Origin of the sequence: Nonomuraea aurantiaca, from assembly GCF_020215705.1 — a bacterium.
Lineage (GTDB): Bacteria > Actinomycetota > Actinomycetes > Streptosporangiales > Streptosporangiaceae > Nonomuraea > Nonomuraea aurantiaca.
In genome coordinates, this window is the sequence record NZ_JAIWNB010000012.1 from 191,098 (window position 1) to 212,333 (window position 21,236).

The 21,236-nt window shown below is 70.4% G+C and carries 17 protein-coding genes; 6 read left to right on the top strand and 11 right to left on the bottom strand.

Features of this window, described 5'->3' with window-relative positions; all coding sequences use genetic code 11:
- Positions 1–21: 21 nt before the first annotated feature.
- The 4 genes from LDL49_RS27860 to LDL49_RS27875 all read right to left on the bottom strand — a co-directional run bounded on the left by LDL49_RS27860 (position 22) and on the right by LDL49_RS27875 (position 6,629).
- On the bottom strand, positions 22–1,185 hold the full coding sequence (locus tag LDL49_RS27860; RefSeq protein ID WP_225294962.1) for an acyl-CoA dehydrogenase family protein: 1,164 nt from the start codon (positions 1,183–1,185) through the stop codon (positions 22–24).
- 74 nt (positions 1,186–1,259) lie between these two features.
- Positions 1,260–2,690 (bottom strand): hypothetical protein, encoded by a 1,431-nt coding sequence (locus tag LDL49_RS27865; RefSeq protein ID WP_225294964.1) that lies wholly within the window; start codon positions 2,688–2,690, stop codon positions 1,260–1,262.
- A gap of 31 nt (positions 2,691–2,721) precedes the next feature.
- Positions 2,722–3,336 carry an ACT domain-containing protein gene (locus tag LDL49_RS27870; protein ID WP_225294966.1) on the bottom strand — a complete coding sequence of 205 codons (615 nt, stop codon included), beginning with the start codon at positions 3,334–3,336 and terminating at the stop codon, positions 2,722–2,724.
- A 179-nt stretch (positions 3,337–3,515) separates the two neighbouring features.
- Positions 3,516–6,629: a bifunctional cytochrome P450/NADPH--P450 reductase gene (locus LDL49_RS27875; protein WP_225294968.1), complete on the bottom strand. Its 3,114-nt coding sequence runs from the start codon at positions 6,627–6,629 to the stop codon at positions 3,516–3,518.
- 56 nt (positions 6,630–6,685) lie between these two features.
- On the opposite strand from LDL49_RS27875, the gene LDL49_RS27880 reads away from it, so the two are divergent.
- From LDL49_RS27880 to LDL49_RS27890, 3 genes are all read left to right on the top strand, one after another.
- Positions 6,686–7,246, top strand: a complete 561-nt coding sequence (locus LDL49_RS27880; RefSeq protein WP_225294970.1) for a TetR/AcrR family transcriptional regulator — start codon at positions 6,686–6,688, stop codon at positions 7,244–7,246.
- A 103-nt stretch (positions 7,247–7,349) separates the two neighbouring features.
- Complete coding sequence (locus tag LDL49_RS27885) at positions 7,350–8,477, top strand: S1 family peptidase (RefSeq protein WP_225294972.1); 1,128 nt, start codon at positions 7,350–7,352, stop codon at positions 8,475–8,477.
- 84 nt (positions 8,478–8,561) lie between these two features.
- Positions 8,562–9,131 carry an FAD-binding oxidoreductase/lyase gene (locus LDL49_RS27890; RefSeq protein WP_225294974.1) on the top strand — a complete coding sequence of 190 codons (570 nt, stop codon included), beginning with the start codon at positions 8,562–8,564 and terminating at the stop codon, positions 9,129–9,131.
- 5 nt (positions 9,132–9,136) lie between these two features.
- Here the strand turns inward: LDL49_RS27890 and LDL49_RS27895 are convergent, their stop codons facing one another.
- On the bottom strand, positions 9,137–10,114 hold the full coding sequence (locus LDL49_RS27895; protein WP_225294976.1) for an aldo/keto reductase: 978 nt from the start codon (positions 10,112–10,114) through the stop codon (positions 9,137–9,139).
- A gap of 68 nt (positions 10,115–10,182) precedes the next feature.
- Between LDL49_RS27895 and LDL49_RS27900 the strand changes: the two genes are divergently transcribed.
- A complete protein-coding gene (locus tag LDL49_RS27900; RefSeq protein ID WP_225294978.1) occupies positions 10,183–10,854 on the top strand; it encodes an O-methyltransferase in 672 nt (223 codons plus the stop codon).
- Between the two features lie 84 nt (positions 10,855–10,938).
- Here the strand turns inward: LDL49_RS27900 and LDL49_RS27905 are convergent, their stop codons facing one another.
- On the bottom strand, positions 10,939–12,588 hold the full coding sequence (locus LDL49_RS27905) for a glycoside hydrolase family 43 protein (protein ID WP_225294980.1): 1,650 nt from the start codon (positions 12,586–12,588) through the stop codon (positions 10,939–10,941).
- Positions 12,589–12,733: 145 nt separating this feature from the next.
- Here LDL49_RS27905 and LDL49_RS27910 point away from each other — a divergent pair, with 145 nt between their 5' ends.
- Positions 12,734–13,234 (top strand): SigE family RNA polymerase sigma factor, encoded by a 501-nt coding sequence (locus tag LDL49_RS27910; RefSeq protein ID WP_225294982.1) that lies wholly within the window; start codon positions 12,734–12,736, stop codon positions 13,232–13,234.
- Positions 13,231–14,352: a hypothetical protein gene (locus tag LDL49_RS27915; protein WP_225294984.1), complete on the top strand. Its 1,122-nt coding sequence runs from the start codon at positions 13,231–13,233 to the stop codon at positions 14,350–14,352. Before LDL49_RS27910 ends, LDL49_RS27915 begins: the two co-directional genes overlap by 4 nt.
- An 8-nt stretch (positions 14,353–14,360) precedes the next feature.
- Here LDL49_RS27915 and LDL49_RS27920 read toward each other — a convergent pair whose 3' ends face one another.
- From LDL49_RS27920 to LDL49_RS27940, 5 genes are read right to left on the bottom strand one after another with little or no spacing between them, the layout of a single operon-like run.
- Entirely contained in the window at positions 14,361–15,605 is a 1,245-nt protein-coding gene (locus LDL49_RS27920; protein WP_225294986.1) for a right-handed parallel beta-helix repeat-containing protein, read from the bottom strand.
- A 60-nt stretch (positions 15,606–15,665) separates the two neighbouring features.
- Positions 15,666–17,441, bottom strand: coding sequence for a glycoside hydrolase family 13 protein (locus LDL49_RS27925; RefSeq protein WP_225294988.1), 1,776 nt, complete (start codon positions 17,439–17,441; stop codon positions 15,666–15,668).
- A 6-nt stretch (positions 17,442–17,447) separates the two neighbouring features.
- The gene (locus LDL49_RS27930) at positions 17,448–18,287 is read right to left on the bottom strand and encodes a sugar ABC transporter permease (RefSeq protein ID WP_225294989.1); all 840 of its coding nucleotides are present in this window, start codon (positions 18,285–18,287) and stop codon (positions 17,448–17,450) included.
- Positions 18,284–19,852: an ABC transporter permease subunit gene (locus LDL49_RS27935; protein ID WP_225294991.1), complete on the bottom strand. Its 1,569-nt coding sequence runs from the start codon at positions 19,850–19,852 to the stop codon at positions 18,284–18,286. Before LDL49_RS27935 ends, LDL49_RS27930 begins: the two co-directional genes overlap by 4 nt.
- 4 nt (positions 19,853–19,856) lie before the next feature.
- Positions 19,857–21,140, bottom strand: a complete 1,284-nt coding sequence (locus LDL49_RS27940; protein WP_225294993.1) for a sugar ABC transporter substrate-binding protein — start codon at positions 21,138–21,140, stop codon at positions 19,857–19,859.
- Between the last annotated feature and the right edge of the window lie 96 nt (positions 21,141–21,236).

A 21,236-nucleotide genomic window follows, 5' to 3' on the forward strand; every position in this document is an offset into this window, starting at 1 on the left:
TCTACCACCCCCGTCGAGCCATCACCAGCCGACATGGTTCTTGCCGGAGACCAGCGAGCGGGCGATCACCAGCCGCTGCACGTCGTTGGTCCCCTCGCCGATGGCCATCAGCGGCGCGTCCCGGTAGAGCCGCTCAACGACGAACTCCTGCGAATAGCCATATCCGCCATGAATGCGCATCGACTCCAGCGACGCCTTGAGCGCCACCTCGGAGGCGAAGTATTTGGCCATCCCCGCCTCCATGTCGACCCGCTTCCCGCTGTCGGCCTGGGACGCCGCCCAGTAGGTCAGCAGCCGGGCCGCCTGGATCTCGGTCGCCATGTCGGCCAGCTTGAGCTGCACGGCCTGGAAGTCGGCGATGGGCTGGCCGAAGGCGTTGCGCTCGCGGGCGTAGCCGAGCGCGGCGTCGTAGGCGGCCTGGGCGACGCCGACCGCACGGGCGGCGATGTTGATCCGCCCGATCTCCAGCCCGCCGAGCACCTGCTGCATGCCGCGCCCCTCGACCCCGCCGAGCAGCGCGTCCACGGGCACGCGCACACCGTCGAGCACGACCTCGCACGTCTCGGTCCCCTTGTAGCCGAGCTTGGGCAGATCCCGGCTGACCCCGAACCCCTCGGCCGCCGGATCGACGAGCAGCACCGACATCCCCTTGTGCGCGGGCTCGGTGACGGACGTCTTCACCAGCACGGGCAACGGGTCGGCATGGCGGGCGTTGGTGATCCACGTCTTGGTGCCGGTCACGACATAGTGATCGCCGTCACGTACCGCCCTGGTCTGAATGCCCTGCAGATCCGTCCCGGCGCCGGGCTCGGTGAGCGCGATCCCGGTACGGCGGGCTCCGGTGGCCAGATCCGGGAGATGGCGCGACTTCTGCTCCTCGGTGCCGTGCCGAGCGATCATCCAGCAGGCCAGCGAGTGAGATCCGATGGTGCCGGCGACCCCCATCCACCCCCGGGCGATCTCCTCGAAGACCAGGGCGAACGACACCATGTCCGCTCCGAGCCCGCCGTACTCCTCGGGCACGCTGAGGCCGAAGAGCCCCATCGCCTTCATCTTGTCGACGATCTCCGTGGGGTACCGCCCGGAGTGCTCCCACTCGATGGCGACGGGCATGATCTCTTTGTCGACGAAGGCCCGCAGGGTCTCCCGGAAGGCCCTCTGCTCGTCGCTCAGCTCGAAATCCACCGGTTCCTCCTCAGCGTCACCACGGCCGGGGCCAACGATACGCGCGTCGGAGGATCATCCCCTCGGACAGACCGTCACCGGTAGACGGTCGGCTCCTTCCGCTTGCCGGGGAACACCATGATCAGCAGCTCGACCGCGCCGTCCGGAGGGTAGGGGACCTGGTAGACGCGCTCACGGCCGCGCAAGTGAACCCGGACCCGGTAGGACCCGGGGCCATCGGCCGTCAGCTTGGGCGAGGTGTTCCCCCAGCCGTCGCCAAGGGTCAGCGAGCCGCTCGGGCTCTCATAGGCGACCTCGACCACCTCCTTCCACCCCTTGGTCTCCAGCGGCGGCGGCCGGGTGTAGGACTCGGTGGTCACGCAGGCGTACCCGGACTCGTCGGCCGCCCAGACGCTCAGCGCGCCCCGTTCGCTTCCGACCAGGTCCTTGACCAGGTCGGGAGCGGCGCCTTCGTATTCGCCCTCCCATCCGTTGATGGTCCAGAACTCGGTCCACATGGTGGCGCGGTGTTGCCGGACCGGGTCGATCTTCGGGCGGTGCGCGGGGTGCGCGGCGCAGGCCTTCTCCTTCTTGGCGACGTACGCGTCCTCTTCCTCCTGTTGCCGCCGGCCGGCCAGCTCCTGGGCCCGCGCCACCGCAGGGCACAACGGTCCCAGCGCGCCGGCCAGCGCCACGTGGGGTGCCTCGCGCACGGCAGGGGCGTTGATCTCGCCGCCGTGCTGTTCGGCCAGGCGGCACAGGCTGCGGCCCTGAGTGAGGACCACCCGATCGGGAACTTCGTCCCAGCCCTCGATGCCGTCGTTGATGAAGGGGGCGTAACCGCGGACCTGGCACAGGAAGTCCTTTTCCGCCTTGGTCAGGTCGTGGACGGTGCCGTCCCCGAAACCGGCGCAGTCGAGCTCGCCCTCGCTGCTCATTTTGCCGGGAGGGGCCGCCTGGTCCACGGCCAGGAGGGTCGTCATCAGCGTCAGGATCGCGACCGCCGTACGGGAGAAGCGGCCTCTCCGGACGAAGCGGCGGCGGGCTGGACGCACCGCGAGCAGAACCAGGATCGGCGGCGCCAGGAAGTAGAGGTTCATGCCCGCGTTCCAGCTCAGCATCTCGGACGGACCCCACGCCTCCAGGCATTGCGGGCCCAGCGCCCCGTCGAGCGTGAACAGCAGGAGCTCCGGGAGGCGGAAGAAGAGCAAGGTCACGGCGCCTGAGCGGGCGATGATCCGGCCGAGCCGGTGACGCCCGGTCCGCACACCCAGGTACCAGCAGGCGAAGGCCACGACGATCATCGGCGCGCCGCCGAACCAGAAGAGGGGGAGGTCCCTGACCACGCGTTCCGGATATTCGATCAGTTCGTTGATCTGGTTACCCAGACACGAACCCACCCACATCCACGAGTAGCTCCGGTCGCCGTCATCTCCGGCCAGAAGCGATCGGATCCAGAAGAAGACGTCGGGAATCAGCGTGACCGCTAACGCCGTACTCCACAGAATCCATGATCGTCGAGGCACAGCACCGACATTAGGGCATCACGAGGGAAAGTCAGTTGGGAGTGGGCAGCACCGAGGACAGTTTGGAGACCACGGCCACGATGCGCGCGGCGCGTTCGAGTTCGGCGCGGTGGAAGTGCGGTCCCGCCGCGCGGGCGACGACCACGTGCAGCCCGTGGGTGGTGACCGGCAGCAGCATCAGCCGCAGGTCGTCGGCCGCCCGCGTGGCGGCTCTGAGCGGCGGCTCCAGCAGCTCGAACACCTCCGGCGCGCCCAGACTGGCATGGCGTACGACGTCACCCGCCAGCGCCATCGACCACTCGGCGCCGCAGAGCCCCGGCAGCGCGTCCACCAGCGTCGCGATCCCCCTCGACGGCTCCGACGCGACGTGCATGAGCAGGTCGTAGTCGGGCGCCGAGCCCGGTAGGTCCTTGGTCGGCCAGACCCCCTCGACGCGTACGCCCGGTACGGCCGAGAGCCGGTCGCGCACCTCGTCCGGCGTCACCTTCCCCGGCCAGGACACCGTGAAGTCGTCCACCGCCCGGCCCGTCTCCCGTTCCAGCACGGTGACCTGCAAGATGTCGGCACCCAACGCACCGAGTGACCGCGCGACCTGGCCCAGCCCCCCGGGCCGGTCCGGCAACGACACCCTCAGTCTGAGCAGCATGACCCGCCCCCTTTCCAGAGGCTCTCACAGTGCCCGTGGAAGGTTTCCAGCATGTTCCACGGATATGTCACGCATGCTGCACTTATATCCAATGATGAACCGCTAATCCAGATTTCGGGATAAAGGTTCGCCCAGCGCCACCTGCGGCTTTCCGCAGGTGGCGCCCATGAACGCGGAGATCAGGCGAAGACGTCCTGCTGGTAACGACCCTGCTCTTCGAGGGCGGCCAGCCACGCCTCTCCGTCCGTCCCGGTCCTGTCCCGGTGGATGGCGAGCAGGGCCCGCCGTACGGCGGGCGCCATGCGCAGCCCGTCACCGCAGACGTACACGTGCGCCCCGGCCGCCAGCAGCTCCCACACCGCCTCGCCCCGGGCGGCGATCGCGTCCTGCACGAACCGGTACGGATGCCCGGCCACCGCCGAGTAGGCCACGGTGACGTGCACCCCGTCAGCCGACGCCCAGCGCTCCACCTCGTCCCGGTAGAGCCAGTCGTGCTCAGGATGGCGGCACCCGGCGAACACCTCGGCCCGCCCGGTGGCCCCGCCCAGCGCCCGCTCCTCCAGGAACCCGCGCAGCGGCGCGAACCCGGTGCCGGGACCGACGAGCACCACCGGCGTGGCGGGGTCCTCGGGCAGCCGGAAGGGCGGCGCGGGCACCCGGATGTAGCCGTAGAAGCTCTCCCCGGGAGCCAGCCCGGCCAGGTAGGCCGAGCACATCCCGCGGTATTCGCCGCTGCCCGACCAGGCGGGCCCCTCCACCAGTCCGACGGTGATCCTGACCAGGCCGGGGTCGGCCAGCGGCGAGGAGGAGACGGAGTAGTAGCGCGGCCGGATCGGCCCGGCCATCTCCAGGAAGACCGGCAGCGGCAGCTCGATCGCCGGGAAGCGGTCGAGCAGCGCCAGCGGGGAGAGCCGCTTGGCCAGGATCTCGTCGGCGTAGTCGGCGGTCAGCGCGTCGAGCTGGCCGCGCGTCCACGGGCACGAGGTGTGCGCGGCCAGGGCCGCCAGGTCCGACCTGGTGGCCACCTCCTGCAACTCGGCGAACTCGGTCAGCAGCAGCCCGGCCGTCACCGGCCTGTCCACGGGCAGGTGCGTGGCCCCGCCGGTGCGCAGGCGTACGACCTGCTCGCGCGGGACGCGCAGACAGCGCAGCGCCCACTCGACCAGCTCCGGGTCGTTCTTGGCGAAGGCGGCCACGTGGTCGCCCGCCGAGTAGGTCACGCCCTCGGGCAGCCGCGCCACGATCGAGCGCACGCCGGGCCGCGGCGCCTCCAGCGAGAAGTCCCACAGCCCGGCCGGGTCGCCGGTCAGTTCCTCGTTGGAGACCACGGTCAGCGGGAACGCCCGCGCGGACACCACCGCGGGCCGCACCTCCGCCTCGCTGAGCACCTCCATCTGGTAGCGGGGGCCCGCGTCGGCGGCCGACGCGCTGTACTCCTCCGCCGTCGCCGCCCACAGCTTGGTGGTCCACGCCGACACGTCGCCGTCGAAGTCGCCGTCGGCGTCGGCCTCGCCCCGCTCGATCAGGGGTACGGCACCGGCCGCCGTCAGCTTGGCGAAGGCGCGGCGGGGGAAGTCCTGGTAGGTGGGCCACTGGGTGTTGCCGCAGCCCAGCAGCGCCAGCCGTACTCCCGACAGGTCGGGCAGCTCCTCCAGCGCGTCGAAGCGCTGGGCGTTGTCGGGCGCCTTGCCGTTGTAGGAGGAGGCGACCACCAGGAGCAGGCCCTCGCGCGGCGGGTCGAGCTCGTCGAGGGTGGTCAGCGTGGTGGCGAACCCGGCCCGCCCGGCGCGCTCGGCCAGCCGTTCGGCGATGTCGGCGCAGGTGCCCAGGTTGGAGCCGTAGGCGACGGTGAGCGCGACGCCGGTGACGGCGATGTCCTGCTGCTCCTCCACCTCGACCGGCCGGCCGAGCACGGTGACGCGCTCGTGGGGACGGCGCTCGCGCACCCGGACGGTGAACCCGTCGGGCTTCAGGGTGAGCGTCTGCTTGATCTTCATCTTGTAGACGGCGGGGTCGGAGACGGCGAAGCGCCGCAGGATCATCGCCAGCGCCAGCCTGGCCTCGGTGAGCGCGAACTGGCGGCCGATGCAGGCCCGCTCGCCGTTGCCGAACGGCTTGTAGGCGGCCGGGCGATGGTCACGCTTGTTCTCGGGCAGCCAGCGGTCGATGTCGAACTCGTCGGGCCGGTCCCACGCCTTCGGGTTGCGGTGCAGCGACGGCAGCAGGATGATGACCGGCGTCCCCGCCGCCAGCTCGTACTCACCGCCGAGCGTGGTGTCCGCGATGGCGTTCACGGAGAAGGCCGGGATCGGGGACCAGACCCGCAGCGTCTCCTCCAGGATCCGGGAGATCACGTCCAGCTTCATGACCGTCTCGTAGGCCGGCGGCTCGTCGCCCGGCAGCAGCCGGTCGACCTCGTCGTAGGCCCTGGCCAGGGTGTGGGGGTCGCGCAGCAGGTTGTACAGCGCGAAGGAGAGCAGGCCGCTGGTGGTCTCGTGTCCGGCGATCAGGAAGGTGAGGACCTGGTCGCGGATGTTCGCGTCGGAGAGCCGGGCGCCGGTCTTCGGGTCGGACGCCTCCAGCATCAGGCCGAGCAGGTCCTTGGCGGCGGCGCCGTCCTCCGCGCGGCGCCGCCTGATCACGTCGTCGACCAGCTCGCGCATCAGCTCGATGTCGGCCCGATAGGCGACCTCCTGCTTGCGCCTGAGCTTGGTGACGAACGGAAGCTGCTGGTTGCGCAGCATCGCCTCGGTCAGCGCGCCGCCCATCGCCGTCAGGAACGGGTGCAGCTCAGGCGAGTCGAAGGAGTCGAACCGGTAGCCGAACCCGGTCAGCGAGATCGTGTCGAGGGTGAGCCTGGTCATGTCGTCGGCCACCGGCAGATCCTGCCCCGGGCGCCCCGCCCAGGACTCCACGAGCCGGTCGGCGACCTCCAGCATCTGCGGATAGTAGGCCTTCATCGACCGCTGGCTGAAGGCCGGCATGAGGATGCGGTGCGCGTGACCCCAGACGGGCTCGTCCGGCCTGGCGGTGAACAGCCCGTCGCCGGCGAAGTCGCGGACGATCGACAACGGCGGGTTGATCTCCTTGCGGAACCGCGTCTCGTCGCACGCCTCGGCCACCAGGTCCGGATCGTGGATCACCACGATGTGCCGGCCGAGCAGGTCGAGCTGGTAGATGCCCTCCGGGTGCGCCCGCGCGACCTCCTCGAAGTAGGTCATGGGCGAGTGCGCGGGCATCTGGAACGCGTTTCCCACGATCGGCAGCCCCCTGGGGGCGGGGATCTCTCTCATGAGCACTCCTGGTCCTGGTAGCCATACACCGTATGGCTCACGCTACCATACGGTGTATGGCAGTGAGCGCGCGCAGGGGAACCCCGCTGACCCTGGAGGAGATCTACACCACGGCATTGCGGATGGTGGACGAGGTGGGCGTGGAAGGGCTGTCGATGCGCAAGCTGGCCGCCGAGCTCGACGTCAATCCGATGTCGCTCTATCACCACGTGGACAACAAGATGGCGCTGCTCACGCAGATCTGCGACACCAACGTCCAGCGCCTCGACCTCCCGCCGGACGAGGCGCTGCCCTGGCAGGAGCGGCTGCGCATCCTCGCGCACGCCTACCGCCGGCTCACCCTCGACCATCCGGCGATGTGGCGTTACGTGTACGCCCACCCGGAGATCACCGCCGACCGGGAGGGCGGCCTGTGGGGCGTGCTGTTCCCGATCCTGGAGGCGGCAGGCGTGCCGCAGGAGGAGCTGCGGCGGACGGCGGACGTGCTGTACGGGTTCGTGGCGGGCCTGGTGTTCGCCGAGACGGCCGGGCACATCGGCCAGGGTCAGGACAGCGAGGAGGCCGACCGCACCTTCGAGGCGGCGGTCGACCTCATCGTCCGCGGCCTGGGCGGCTGACCAACCGCTGGAGGGGCCATACCACCGTGATAGGGGTCGTTTGCCATCTATGCCAATCCCTAGCAACCGCTAGCTTGACAGGCACCCCCACAAAGGAGTGCACATGCGGAGTAAGCGCTGGCCTCTCTTAGGCGCCACCATCGTGGCAGCCTGCCTGGCCACCACCCCCCTCACCCCCGCCGCGGCGGCCTCCCCGACTCCCGTCCCCTCGGGGTCGACCCCGCCGTCCGTGATCGACTCCCTCGAGCGCGACCTCGGCCTGTCCGAGCAGCAGGTCATCACCCGGCTGGCCAACGAGCAGCGCGCGGCGGCCACGGAGGCCGCTCTGACGTCCTCGCTCGGCGCCTCCTACGGCGGATCCTGGCTGAACGCCGACGCCTCCAAGCTCATGGTCGCGACGACGGACCCGGCCACCACCGGCGCCATCGAGGCGAAGGGCGCGCAACCCGTGCTCGTCTCTCGGACGCTGGCCCAGCTCACCGCGGTCAAGGACCAGATCGACCGGGCGTCGGACCAGGCCAAGGCCGGCGCGTCCCTGTGGTACATCGACGTGACCACCAACAGCGTCGTCATCGTCGCCGGGCAGCAGGCTGCCGGTGACGCGCTCGCCGCGGCCGCCGGCGTCGACCGGAACGCGATCCGCGTGACCGTCTCCGGCGAGCAGCCGCAGACCTTCATCAACATCATCGGCGGCGCCCCGTACTACATCGGCGGCGCCCGGTGCAGCATCGGCTTCGCCGTCACCAAGGGCAGCACCCCCGGCTTCGTCTCCGCCGGGCACTGCCGGGTAGCCAACAACACCACCAACCCGACGGGCACCTTCCAGGGCGCCTCATTCCCGGGCAACGACTACTCCTGGGTCGCGGCTCCCGGTAACACCGCTACGCCGTACGTACGCGGCGCGGGCGGCGCGAACGTCACCGTCCGCGGCTCCACCGCGGCCGGCGTCGGCTCCTCCATCTGCCGCTCCGGTTCGACCACCGGCTGGCACTGCGGGACCGTCCAGCAGCTCAACGCCACCGTGAGGTACGCGGAGGGCACCGTCACCGGCCTCACCCGCACCAACGTGTGCGCCGAGCCCGGCGACTCCGGCGGCCCGTTCATCTCCGGCAGCCAGGCCCAGGGCGTCACCTCCGGCGGCTCCGGTAACTGCAGCAGCGGCGGGACGACCTACTTCCAGCCGGTCAACGAGATCCTCAGCGCGTACGGGCTGACACTCCGTACCGGCTGAGAGCAGCCCTTCTCACCCACCCTCGCGTGCCCGGTGCCCTCGGCGCCGGGCACGCTTCACGTGCGCCCGGCACACGGCCGGTACGTGACATTCCCGCAGCAGACGCAGGGGGTCGCGGCGCTGGCCGGGGCGACCGTCCCGATGCTGGATCCGGCGGTGTCCGGCCGGATCACCAACGGGTTCCTGGTCACCACCTCGCCGATGCCCGCCCGGCTGTCCCGATTCCTCATCACCGCCGGGCTCAACCTGCGGCCCGACGGCGGCGGGCGGCTGCTGCTGCACTCCCTGCACCTGGACGACCGGGCGGACGACCCCGCGGCCGGCGTGCCGGGCGCGGTCCTGGACGAGATCATGGGGCTGCTGCCGAACGTGCTGCGCGCCACCGAGGGCGCCACGGTGGAGCGCGCGGTCGTGGGCCGCCGGGCGATGCCCTGCGACGGGCTGACCGTGGCCGGGTTCGCGGACGCGGGGCGGCGGGTGTACACGGTGGCCACGCACAGCGGGATCACGCTGGCGCCGCTGCTGATGGAGGAGGTGGCGGGCGAGCTGTTCGGGGAGGAGTCGGCGCTGCTGGCGCCATTCCGGCCGGGCCGCTTCACGGACGGCACGGCCGGCCCAGCCCCGACCCCCGCCCGACGGCCCGGCCAGCAGTAGCCGGGTTACCAGCGGTGGTGGACCTGGGGGCGGATCAGCTCGTCGTAGACGGCGGTGACCGCCGCCCGGGTCTCCTCCGTGAGCGCGGGCAGCCCGGCCGCGGCGGCGTTGGCGCGGGCCTGCCGCGCGTCGCGGGCCCCGGGGATGACCACGCTGACGCCGGGCTGGTCGATGATCCACCGCAGCGCGAACTGGGCGGTCGTCATCCCCTCCGGCACCAGCGGCTTGAGCCTGGCCACGGCCCGCAGCCCGGTGTCGTAGTCGACACCCGAGAACGTCTCACCGACGTCGAACGCCTCTCCGTGCCGGTTGAAGGCGCGGTGGTCGTCGTCGGAGAAGCGGGTGTGCTCGTCGTACCGGCCTGACAGCAGGCCGCTGGCCAGCGGGACCCGGGCGATGATCCCGACCCCGGCCTCGGCCGCCGCCGGCAGCACCTCCTCCAGCGGCTTCAGCCGGAAGGCGTTGAGGATGATCTGCACGGTGGCGACGTTCGGCCGGGCGATCGCGGTCAGCGCCTCCGCACAGGTCTCGACGCTCACTCCGTAGGCGGCGATCCTGCCCTCCTCGACCATGGTGTCGAGCGCGTCGTAGACCGCCTGGTCCGAATAGACGGGAGTCGGCGGGCAGTGGAGCTGCACCAGGTCGAGGGTGTCCACGCCGAGATTCTTCCTGGACCGGTCGTTCCAGGCTCGGAAGTTGTCGAGGGCGTAGGCCGACACTTCCTGCGGCACCCGGCGCCCCATCTTGGTGGCCACCGTCAGGCCGGGGCGTTCCTTGATCAACTGGCCGACGATGCGCTCGCTGCGCCCGTCGCCGTACACGTCGGCGGTGTCGATGAACGTCACCCCGGCGTCGACGGCGCCGTACAGCGTGGCCAGCGCGTCATCCTCCCCGACCGCGCCCCAGTCGGCGCCCAGTTGCCACGCCCCGAGGCCGACCACTCCGACCTGCCTACCCGTCCTGCCCAGCTCACGCTTCTCCACATTCCCGATCGTAAGGGCACACACCCTCACAATAGACAAGACGCAACGGTGCGTCTAATCTAGCGGTCATGACAAACACGCTGCACTCTCCGCTGGTCCGTACCGTGCTCGACCGGCTGTTCGCCGCCGCGGCGCTCGACGACGACGCGCCGCACGGGCCGCTCCCCGGCGGCTCTTTGGAGGCCGCCACCGCGCAGGAGCGCGCCGACTCCCTGGCTGCCCTGTACCTGCCGATCTCCGCTCGCGGCGGCGACCTCCTCTACACCCTGGTCCGGGCCGCTCGCCCGGAGACCGTCGTTGAGTTCGGCACCTCGTACGGGATCTCCACGCTCTACCTGGCCGCCGCGGTCGCCGACAACGGCACGGGCCGGGTGTACGGCACCGAGATGAGCGCGACCAAGGTCGCCGCCGCCCGCGCGAACCTGGCCGAGGCCGGTCTAGGCGGCGTGGTGACGATCCTGCCCGGCAACGCCCTGGACACCCTCGCCGAGGTCCCAGGACCGATCGGCCTGGTGCTGGTGGACGGGTGGAAGGAGCTGAGCCTGCCGGTGCTGCGTCTGCTGGAGCCCCGGTTGGCGCCGGGCGCACTGGTGGTGGCCGACGACGTCAGCTTCCCCTCCATGGCCGACTATCTGGACTACGTACGCGATCCGGCGAACGGATACGTCAGCGTCGCATTCCCGGTGGAGGACGGCATGGAGATCAGCTGCCACACCGGCGGCGCCACGACGTACAGCTGAACGGCTCGTCCGGCACCGATAGGCGCACGCGCAGGTCGGGGTGCCGTCGGGTGAGCGCGTTGCGCGGCGCTTGGGCCTCCTGTGCTAGCGGGGGTGGATGGTCACCGGGCCGAAGACGGCCGTGCCCTCGCCGGACGATCCGGGCGGGGCGGCGGCGAACAGGCCGAGCTCCGCCGAGATCCAGCGCCCCTGCTCCGCCTGGAACCCCTCGAAGGCGGTGACCCATCCGTCACCCGCGTCCGTACTCGCATCAGCGCCGTCACCAGCCCAGTGGCGGAACCGCAGCGAGCAGACCCCCGCGTCGTCGGAGTCGATCCGCAGCCCGACGGTCGCGGTCTCGTCGGGCAGCCGTGCGCTGAACCGCGTCACCTCGCCCTCATCACCGTCCTCATATGTCCGGATCTCGACGCCGACCCCGTCACGGTCGCGCGCCAATCCCACGTACGCGTAACTAGCGCCGAGCACGACCGCTCCGGCCCTGGTCCCCGGCTCATCCGCCGCCAGCCGGAGTGTGGTGGTGAACCGCGCGGCGACACCGGGCATCTGCTGGCCGAGCACCTGTGGCAGGTTCCGCAGGTTGCCCTCGTCGTTGGGCACCGCGCGCAGTCTCGCGTGACCGTCGCCGTCCAGACGCAGCAGGCCGGGAGCCGGATTCGCCTGCCAGTGCCACTGCGGCCCGAGCTCCCCCGCCTGGAAGTCGTCGTCCCGCCCCGGCTCCATCTGCCCGGCATCGACGGAGTGAGGGCCCAGCGCCGAAGCCCGTGCCGATGCCGGGTGCACGCCCGCCGCCGAATCGCGTGCCGATGCCGCGTGAAGGCCCGCCGCCGAGGCCCGCGCCGGGGCCGGGTGTTCCAGGACGGGACGTCCGTCCACCCCCATCACCGGCCACCCGTCGTCCCCCCAGCGCATCGGCTGCAGGTGGACCACCCGGCCGAACACCCCACGGTCCTGGAAGTGCAGGAACCAGTCCTCACCCTCCGGCGTGGTGACCCAGGCCCCCTGGTGCGGCCCGTTGACCGGCGTGTCACCCTGCTCCAGGACGACGCGGTCCTCGTACGGACCTGCCGGCGACCGTGACCGGAACACCGACTGCCAGCCGGTCGCGACACCTCCGGCCGGGGCGAAGATCCAGTACCAGCCGTCGCGCTTGTAGAACTTGGGACCCTCCAGCGTCGAGTAGCCGGGCAGGGCGTCCCCGTCGATGACGGTAACGGGCGTGCCGATGATCTCGCGGGCGTCGGGCGTCATCTCCACCAGCGACAGCCGGTTGCTGATGCCGCTGCGGCTCTTCGCCCACCCGAACACCAGCCAGACGCGCCCGTCGTCGTCCCAAAGCGGGCAGGGGTCGATCACCCCGGGCCCCGGGAGCAGGAGGTGGGGCTCCGACCACGGCCCCGCCGGATCCGCCGCCGTCAGCACATGAACCCCGTGGTCGGGGTCGGGGTAGAAGATCCAGAACAGGCCGTCGTGATGCCTGATGGAGGGCGCCCACGCCCCGCCGCCGTGCCGGGGCACCGTGAAGTGCTCCGCCGGTGGCACGGCGGGCAGCGCGCGGCCGATCAGCTCCCAGCGCAGCAGATCGGGCGAGCGCAGGACGGGCAGCCCGGGCGCGCGGTTGAAGCTCGACGCGACCAGGTAGTAGGTCTCACCGACGCGGATGACGTCCGGATCGGGCCAGTCGGCGTTGAGTACAGGGTTGCGGTACGTGAGCCGCCCGGCCGGTTCGTCTGCCATCTGTCCAAGCTCCCACGGCTGGCTGGGAAAACGTTTCCCCATTATTCTGGCACGCCCGCCGTCGCCGCTCCGGTCCAGATCCGATTCAACGGTTCGGCCCCTCGGCCCGTCTATGCCGTGACGGACCAAGGAAAGGCACAGGCCATTGGAAGACATTTCGCGCTTCGAGGACTTCGTCGCGGAACGGGCCGATGCCCTGCTGCGCTACGGATACCTGCTCAGCGGCAACCCGCACGACGCGGCCGACCTCACCCAGGAGGCGCTGATCCGGCTGCACCGCGCCTGGCCACGGGTGCGCCAGAAGCAGGCCCCTGAGAGCTACACCAGGATGATCATGGCCAGGCTGCACATCAGCGTGTGGCGGCTGCGCAGGCGTGAGCGGCTCGACTGGGCGCTGCCCGAGACCGCCCAGCTCGACGTGCTGCCCTCCGGCATCGAGCAGGACCTGTGGCAGGCGCTCGCCGGCCTGCCGCGCAAGCAGCGGGCCGTACTGGTCCTGCGTTACTACGAGGACCTCGCCGACGAGGAGATCGCCGGCGTGCTCGGCATCTCCCGGGGGACCGTACGCAGCCACGCGTCGCTCGGCCTGGCCAAGCTCCGTTCCACCGTGCCCCATCCCTCAGCGATCGACGGGAGCATCGCATGACCGACCAGTTGGAATCCCGTCTGCGTTCGACCCTCGGCCACGCCGCCGAGCATGCGCCGAAGGCGCCTTCCGGGCTGCCTACCGAGGTCGTCTCGCGGTCGCGGCGGCGCAGGACGCGCAGCCAGGCCCTCGTCGCGGCATTGGCCGTCACCGCCGTGGCCCTGCCGGTCACGCTGACGGCCACCGGCGGACAGGAGGGTGACGTCGTCGCCACCGGCACCATCGACCCAGGCCACCGCATCCCGAGTGCCATGGACGGCAAGACCCCGCTGGGCGAGCGTCTGGGGATCGACAACCCGTCCGAGGAACGGCCCCTGACCCTCTGGTACGCCAAGGGGAAGACGGGCATGTTCCTCTGCCATTCCTACGAGAGCAGGACCGGCGTCACAACGGAAGGGTGCGGCAAGCCGCTCGACGACCGGAAGGCCACCGATCAGGGTTCGACCAACTCGTTCCCTTATCCGTCCACGGGCGTGGTGATGCACTTCGGCACCGCGCGGCCCGAGGTCGCCCGCGTCACCGCCCTGTTCAAGGGTGGCGACCGGGCGACCGGGACGATCCACCGGCCGAAGGGCGCCCCCCAGGGCATCTGGACCGTGTCCGTGCCCACGAGCGAGACGGTGACGGCGTTCGAGTTCGCGGATGCCAAGGGCCGGACCGTGGCACGGGTCAGGAGCAAGCCCGAAGTCTTCCCCGAGGAGAAGGCCCAGCCGGTCGGCCCCGAAGTGCGGATGACCGGCGGTCTCTCCGTAGGTCTCTACAAGGTGCCGGGCGAGACGCTGCTCTGGAAGCTGGACGGACAGACCGTTGTCATGCATCTCGTCGAGCCCGACCACCTGATGACCGACATGGACGGCAAGAAGTACCCCGTGGAGATGACTGAGCACGACAAGCGCTGGTTGGGCATCGCGAGCGCGCAGACCGCCCGGGTCACCCTGCTCTTCGGCGACGGGCAGTCCGTGTCGGCCGCCACCCGGCCGGACCCGTGGAACCTCGGCATCCGCTTGTTCGGCGGAAGGCACGATCGTGCCCGCAGCATCATCTACGAACGCTTCCAGATCATCGGCTACGACGACGCGGGCGTGGAGATCTGGCGGCAGACCCAAGAAAAGCACTGAACAGGGTTTCAGCGCTGAAAGGCGCCGGCGTTCGGGGCGGTGGGCAGGCCCGCGATGTCCGTTCCGCCCGACGCCCGGCCGAACCACGCGGCACCGAGCCGGACGCCCCGGCCCAGCGCCGGCGAGCCGGGCCGCAGGTGGAGGTCCGTACGGGAGACGAAGCGGGGGTCCGCCTTCACCGACCTGGGTCCCAGCTTGAACGCGTACGTCCGCCCCTTGTACACGCCGCCCGCGTCGTCGGCGCCCTTCCCGTCCTCGTACCCGGCCTCGCCGCCGACCGAGATCGCGTTGTTGCGCAGCTTGAGTATCGACGGCGAGCACCCGCCGTGGCAGGACCAGCCGATCGTCTCGCGCGCGGGCAGGTAGACCGAGTTGTGCACCGCGATGGTCCCCGTCACCGGGCCGACGATGTGCTGGGCGCCACGGGTGATCAGGAACGATCCATGCTTGCGCGAGGAGGTGACCACGTTGAAGGCGAACACGTTCCCGGCGGCCGTCTTGCCCTTGCGGGCGCCGAGCTCGGTGAACGTCTCGTTGTCGCGGGCGGTGTTGTGCGTGATGAGGTTGCGGTCGCCGTCGAAGATCTCGACCGCCGCCCCGTCGAAGCCGTAGTCGTTGCTCGGCGCGTAGCTGCCGGTGATGGTGTTGCCCGTCACCGTGTTGTCGTCGCCGTTCAGCAGCACGCCGAACGCCCCGGAGTCGTTGTCGGGCTCGGAGTCGTTCACGCTCATCCGGGCGTTGGACGTCAGCGTGCTGTCCCTGATGATGTTGCGGGAGCCGCCGGGAGGGACCAGCACGCCGGCGATGTTGCGGTCGGCCCGTACGCCGACGAGCTCGTTGCCGTCGCCGCTCAGCTCGAATCCCGCCCATTGGCAGCCGGAGGCGCGCAGGCCGCTGATGCGCCAGTGGTTGCCGGTCACGACGACGCAGTTGCCGTCCATGCCGGAGATCTTCGCCATGGGCCCGGTCCCGTACGGCTGGATGACGATGGGTTTGGCCGCCGTGCCCTTGGCGGACAGAGTGAGCGTCCCGGTCCACTTGCTGCCGCGCTTGACGCTGACCGCGTCGCCGGGTTTCAGGTCGGCGGCGCCGATCTTCTCGAGTGACTTCCACGGTTTGGTGGCGCTGGTCCCAGCAGCCGAGTCGTCGCCCGTCCGCGAATCGACGTAGTAGGTGGTGCCCGCGCGGGCGAGAGCCGAAGCCGGCAGGGCGGGCGCGAGCGAGGCGATGACGGCCACGGAGAGCAACCTCATGCGAACACACCACTATCTAGTTTAAATCTGAACGATGGGGGGGTCGCCCACGCTAGCGCGTCATCGGGTGAGGCGCCAGACACGCAACGAAGGACCATCACCCGGCAGCACATCGGTGTCAGAAGCGTTATAAACCCCTGCCGCCCGGGTGGGAAGGGGAAGAGGCCGGCCCGGCGCCCTGCGCGCGCACACCAGCAGCGACTCGTCGGCGGCCTCCCGGAGGAAGACCAGGCAGTCGGCGTCGGCGTGCAGCCACCGCAGCCCGCCGTGGCGCAGCGCGGGCTCGGCCCGGCGCAGGCCGAGCAGCTCCTGGTAGGCGGCCAGCGTCCCGAGATCCTGGTCGGCGGGCCGGTTCCAGGGCATGGGGGTACGCGCGTGCTCGCCGTTCACCCCGGTCAGCCCGAACTCGCTGCCCGCGAACACCATCGGCGTGCCCGGCAGCGTGGCCTGCAGCCCGAGCGCGACGAGGTGGCGCTCGGCCGAGCCGGTCACGGTGCGGATGCGCGGCGAGTCGTGCGAGTCGAGCAGTTGCCAGGAGTGCGTCTGCGAGCGCCACGACAGGTGGGAGGCGAAGGCGCGGAACGTCGCGTACGTCTGGAGTCCGTCACGCGACGGCACCCCGCCGGGCACCCCGAGGAAGTTCGCCAGTTCCAGGTCGGGCGAGCGCAGCCAGGCCCACACCGGCCGGGTGAAGCCGCCGTAGTTCATCGTGCCGTGCCAGCCGTCGCGGTCCAGGTCGGGCGAGGCGTCATGGCAGTGCTCGGCGATGAGCGCCGCGCCGGGCCCGATCTCGCGCCGCAGCAGGGCGGCGATCTCGTGGTTGTGGTCGTCGCGGCCGTGCCTGCCGGTCATGTTCGCGACGTCGACGCGCCAGCCGTCGAGCGGGCCGAGCCACTTCTTCAGTATGGCCGGAATCCGGGCCCGCACCAGGTCGCCGCCCCAGTTGAGCTTGGGCAGCGACCTGACCCCGTACCAGGACTCGTAGTCGCCGGTGGCGGGGTCGAAGTAGAACATCTCCCGCTCGGGCGCGCCCACATCGGACATCGCGGCGGTGAACCAGGGGTGCGTCCGGCCGCAGTGGTTGGTGGTGATGTCGCCGATCAGCCGCATGCCGCGCGCGTGCAGCGCGTCGGCGAGCCGGTGCAGCGCCTCGTCGCCGCCGAGCAGCGGGTCGACGCGGTCGAAGTCGGCGGCGTCGTAGCGGTGGTTGGAGCGGGCCGGGAAGATCGGCGTCAGGTAGACGGTGTCCGCGCCGAGCGCCTGGACGTGGTCAAGACGCTCCACGATGCCGTCGAGGTCGCCACCGTAGAACTGCTGGGACGTGCCGGGGCCCGAGGGGATGACCGGGTCGCGGTCCCAGTCACGTGGCAGTGCCCAGTCCGGTAGCTCCCGCATCGGCCTGGACCTGGCGAAGCGGTCCGGGAAGATCTGGTAGACGATCGCGTCGGCCAGCCACGGGGGCGGCGTCTCGTGGCAGACCAGCCGGAAGTCGGTGGCGTCGGTGACGTCGTGCGTGACGAGCCCGGCGGCGGTCAGCCACGCCTGGCCGCCCGTGGTGTGCAGGAGGAAGCGGTAGGGGGTGACCGGGTTGGCGGCGACAAGATCCGCGCGCCACCAGACGTCCGTCTCGCCATAGCCACCAACAAAGCCAACGGTGTCGGGAGAGGCGGCGGTGAAGCGGGGTTCGCCGTCCCGGACCGTACGGACGTGCACACCGGTGATCCCGGCGGACAGCGGCGCCCGCAGCCGGACCGTCACCGTCGAGCCGGGCGCCGGCGCCTGGGTGGAGACGTACAGAGCGGAGCCGTCGTGATGCGGCTCGCCGAGGAAGCGCAATGAGACCTATCCCTTGACGGCCCCGGCCGTGAGCCCGGAGACGATGTACTTCTGCAACCACAGGAACACACCGACCGTGGGGACGGCGGTGAGCAGCGTGGCCGCGGCGAACATGCCGAAGTTGGCGTTGCGCTGGTCCCCCGCGATCATCCCGTACATGCCCACGGCCAGCGTCTTGCTCTCGGGGTCGCGCAGGAAGACGTTGGCCATGATGAACTCGCTCATCGTGCCGATGAAGGCCAGCAGCGCGGTGACCGCGAGGATCGGCGTGACCAGCGGCATGATGACCCGCCAGAAGATCTGCGCGTGCGTGGCGCCGTCGACCGTGGCCGCCTCGTCCAGTTCCGTGGGGACGGTGTCGAGGAAGCCCTTCATCAGCCACGTGTTCACGCCCAGCGCGCCGCCCAGGTAGAGCAGCATGAGCCCCCACACGGTGTTGAACCCGAACGCGGGATAGAGCTCGGTCACCTTGGTGAAGATCATGAAGATCGTCACGATGGCGAGGAACTGCGGGAACATCTGGATGAGCAGCAGCGCCAGCAGCCCGACCCGGCGCCCCCGGAAGCGCATCCGGCTGAAGGCGTAGGCGGCGAACATCGACAGCAGCAGGCTGACGAACGACGACGTCAGCGCGACGAACACCGAGTTGATGAACCACCTGGCGAACGGATACCGGTCGGAGGTGAACAGGTCGGCGAAGTTCCCGAGGCTCGCTCCGGTCGGCAGCAGGTCGGTGGAGGCCAGCGTGCCCAGCGGGTTGATCGCGGCGGAGACCACGAACAGGATCGGGAAGAGCGCGAACGCGCACACCACCAGCACGAACACGTGCCGCAGCGCGAGTCTCATGCGTAGACCTCCTCCTGTCTGCGGGTCCGGCGGAAGGCCACCGCGGAGATGATCGCCACGATCGCGAAGATGAACACCGAGATCGAGGCAGCGAAGCCGAACTGGGCGCCATAGGTGCCGAACGCCAGCCGGAAGGTGTAGGTGATCAGCAGGTCGGTGGCCCCCACCTGCGGGCTCTCCGCCGGGAACGGGCCGCCCTCGCTGGTGAGCGCGATCGCGTTGAAGTTGTTGAAGTTGTAGGCGAACGACGAGATCAGCAGTGGCGTCAGCGCCACCAGCAGCAGCGGCAGCGTCACCTTGCGGAAGCCCTGCCAGGGCGTCGCCCCGTCGATGGAGGCCGCCTCGGTCAGCTCGCGCGGGATGGCCTGCAGCGCACCCGTGGTCACCAGGAACATGTACGGAAAGCCCAGCCAGAGGTTGACCAGGATGACCGCGAACCGGGCGGTGGACGGCTGCCCCATCCAGTCGACGTCCAGCCCGAAGAGCTGGTTGATCAACCCGAAGTCGCGGTTGAACATGTCCCGCCAGACCAGCAGCATCGCGAAGGAGGGCATCGCGTACGGCAGGATCAGCGCGATCCGGTAGAAGCGGGTGCCGCGCATGCGCGGGTGGTGCAGCGCCAGCGCCACGGCCATGCCGAGCGCGAACGTGGCCCCCACGGAGGCCAGCGCGAACACCACGTTCCACCCGAAGACACCGATGAAGTAGCCGGAGATCGTGGGGTTCGTCAGGACGCGGCTGAAGTTCGCGAAGCCGACGCTCACCTGCCAGCCCTGCGCGAGGTGCGCGCCCGTGGCGTTGACGAAGTAGCCCTGTCCCTCGTCGGCCTTCCACCGGTCGCCCTCGCCCTGGACGCAGTCGCAGCGCGCGTCGTAGACCAGCGCCGAGCGTCCCTCGACCGCGCGGCTCAGTCCGTTCGCCTTGATCAGGCCGCCGCGGGTCGGTACGGCCAGCGCCGCGATCTGCTGCGCCCTGGCCGCCGCCTGCGGTGCCGTCAGTACGGTGAAGCCGGGCGCCCGCAGCACCTTGCCCGTCACGCCCACCTGGGCGCCGGGCACCGGCGCGAGCCCGGCCGGGTCGCCCGCCTGGACCTGCTTGGTCTTGGGGTCCACGAGGAGGAAGACCAGCCGGTCGCCCTTCAGCGCCGTGGTCAGGCTGTACTCGGGCGAGCCGGGCGCCTGCCGTACGGAGCCGGTCTCGATCGCCGTGATGGCGGCCTGCTTGTCGCCGCGGTGGCCGTCGCCGAAGTTCGTGAACGCGGTGCTCACCGTGTAGAGGACCGGGAACACCTGGAAGGCGATCAGGAAGACGGTGCCGGGGATCAGGTACTTGGCCGGGATGAAGCGGCGGGTCAGGTAGAGGTAGGCGATGGCCGCGGTGGCCAGGCCGAGGACCACCAGGGCGGGCCACGACCCGGCGGCGACCAGGGGCGGCGCCGCGTACACCAGGAGCGCCGCCGCCACCGCGAGCACCACGACCCTGCTGACCAGGAACGCCGTGGTGATCTCGCGGCGGGGCCGCGGGGGAGCATGGGATCCCGCGGCCGCACGCACGTCCAGGGACATGACGTCAGTTCTTGAGGGAGCTGTCGATGGCCTTCTGCGCGGCCTCGGCGGCCTTGGCCGCGTCGCCGCCCTTGACGACCGCCGCCTCGGCGATGCCGAACGGCTCCCAGACGGCCTGCATCTCGGGGATGGCCGGCATCGGCAGGCCGTTCTTGCCCGCGTCCATGAACTTGCCCGCGTCGGGGTCGGTCGCGCCGACCTCCTGCAGGGCCTCGGTCAGCGCCGGGGGCCGGGGGTCGGCCGCGTACAGGGCCTTGGCCACGTCCTTGTTGGTCACGTAGTTGGCGACGAACTCCTGCGCCAGGGTCTTGCTCTTGCCCTTGGAGGCCACGAAGAACGACTGGACGCCGACGAACGGGGTGGCGGGCTTGCCGTCCTTGAACGACGGGACGGGCGTGATGTCGTAGCTGATGCCGCCCTTCTTCACGTCGCCCATGGCCCACGGGCCGGAGATCAGGAACGCGCACTTGCCGCCCGCGAAGCTGGCGACGTAGTTCTCGTTGGTGATGGACGTCTTGAGCGCGCCGTCACCCTTCTCCCCCAGCTCCTTCAGCTTGCCGAACGCCTTGACCGAGTCGGGCGAGCCGAGCAGCACCTTCTTCGGGTCCGGGTCGCCGGAGGCGGTGGTGCCGAACAGCGAGCCGCCGCCCGCCGCGAAGATCGGGTAGACGTGGAAGGCGTCGCCCTTCTGCGCCACGGGCAGGCAGAGGACCTCCTTGACCTTGCCCGCCGCCTTGAGCTCCTTGCCCTTCTTGACCATGTCCTCGAGCGTCGCGGGGGCCTCGGGCGCGAGCTTGGTGTTGCGGATCAGCGCGATGTTCTCCACCGCGTACGGGGCGGCCATCACCTGCCCGTCGAAGGTGACCGCCTTGATGGCGATCTCCGGGAACGCCGCCTTCTGCGCGTCGGTGAGGTTGACCGGGTCGATGGCGCCGTTCTGCACCAGGTTGCCGATCCAGTCGTGCGCGCCGACCATGATGTCCGGGCCGCTGCCCTGCTGGGAGGCGGTGAGGAAGGTCTGCTGGTTGTCCTTGCTGATCTCCTTCACCTCGACGGTCACGCCGTTCTCTGTGCCGAACTGCTCGGCGAAGGGCTTGAGCGCCTTGACCCGGTTGGGGTCGGCCCAGATCACCAGCTTGCCGCTGCCCTTGTCGGCGGGGGCCGAGGAGGAGGCGGCGGCGGAACCGCTGGGGGCGGCAGAGGGGGTGCCGGGCTGAGAACCACCGCAGGCCGTGGCGGCTAACGCCAGGGACGTGAGAGCGGCCACACCCAGGGCTCGCTTGCGCATGGGACCTCCTGAGGTCACGGAGGGAGCAATTGACCGCTTTCGCGGCTTATGTTTCCGGGACGTTAGCGACTGTTTGCAAATTTTGGAAGAACTTGC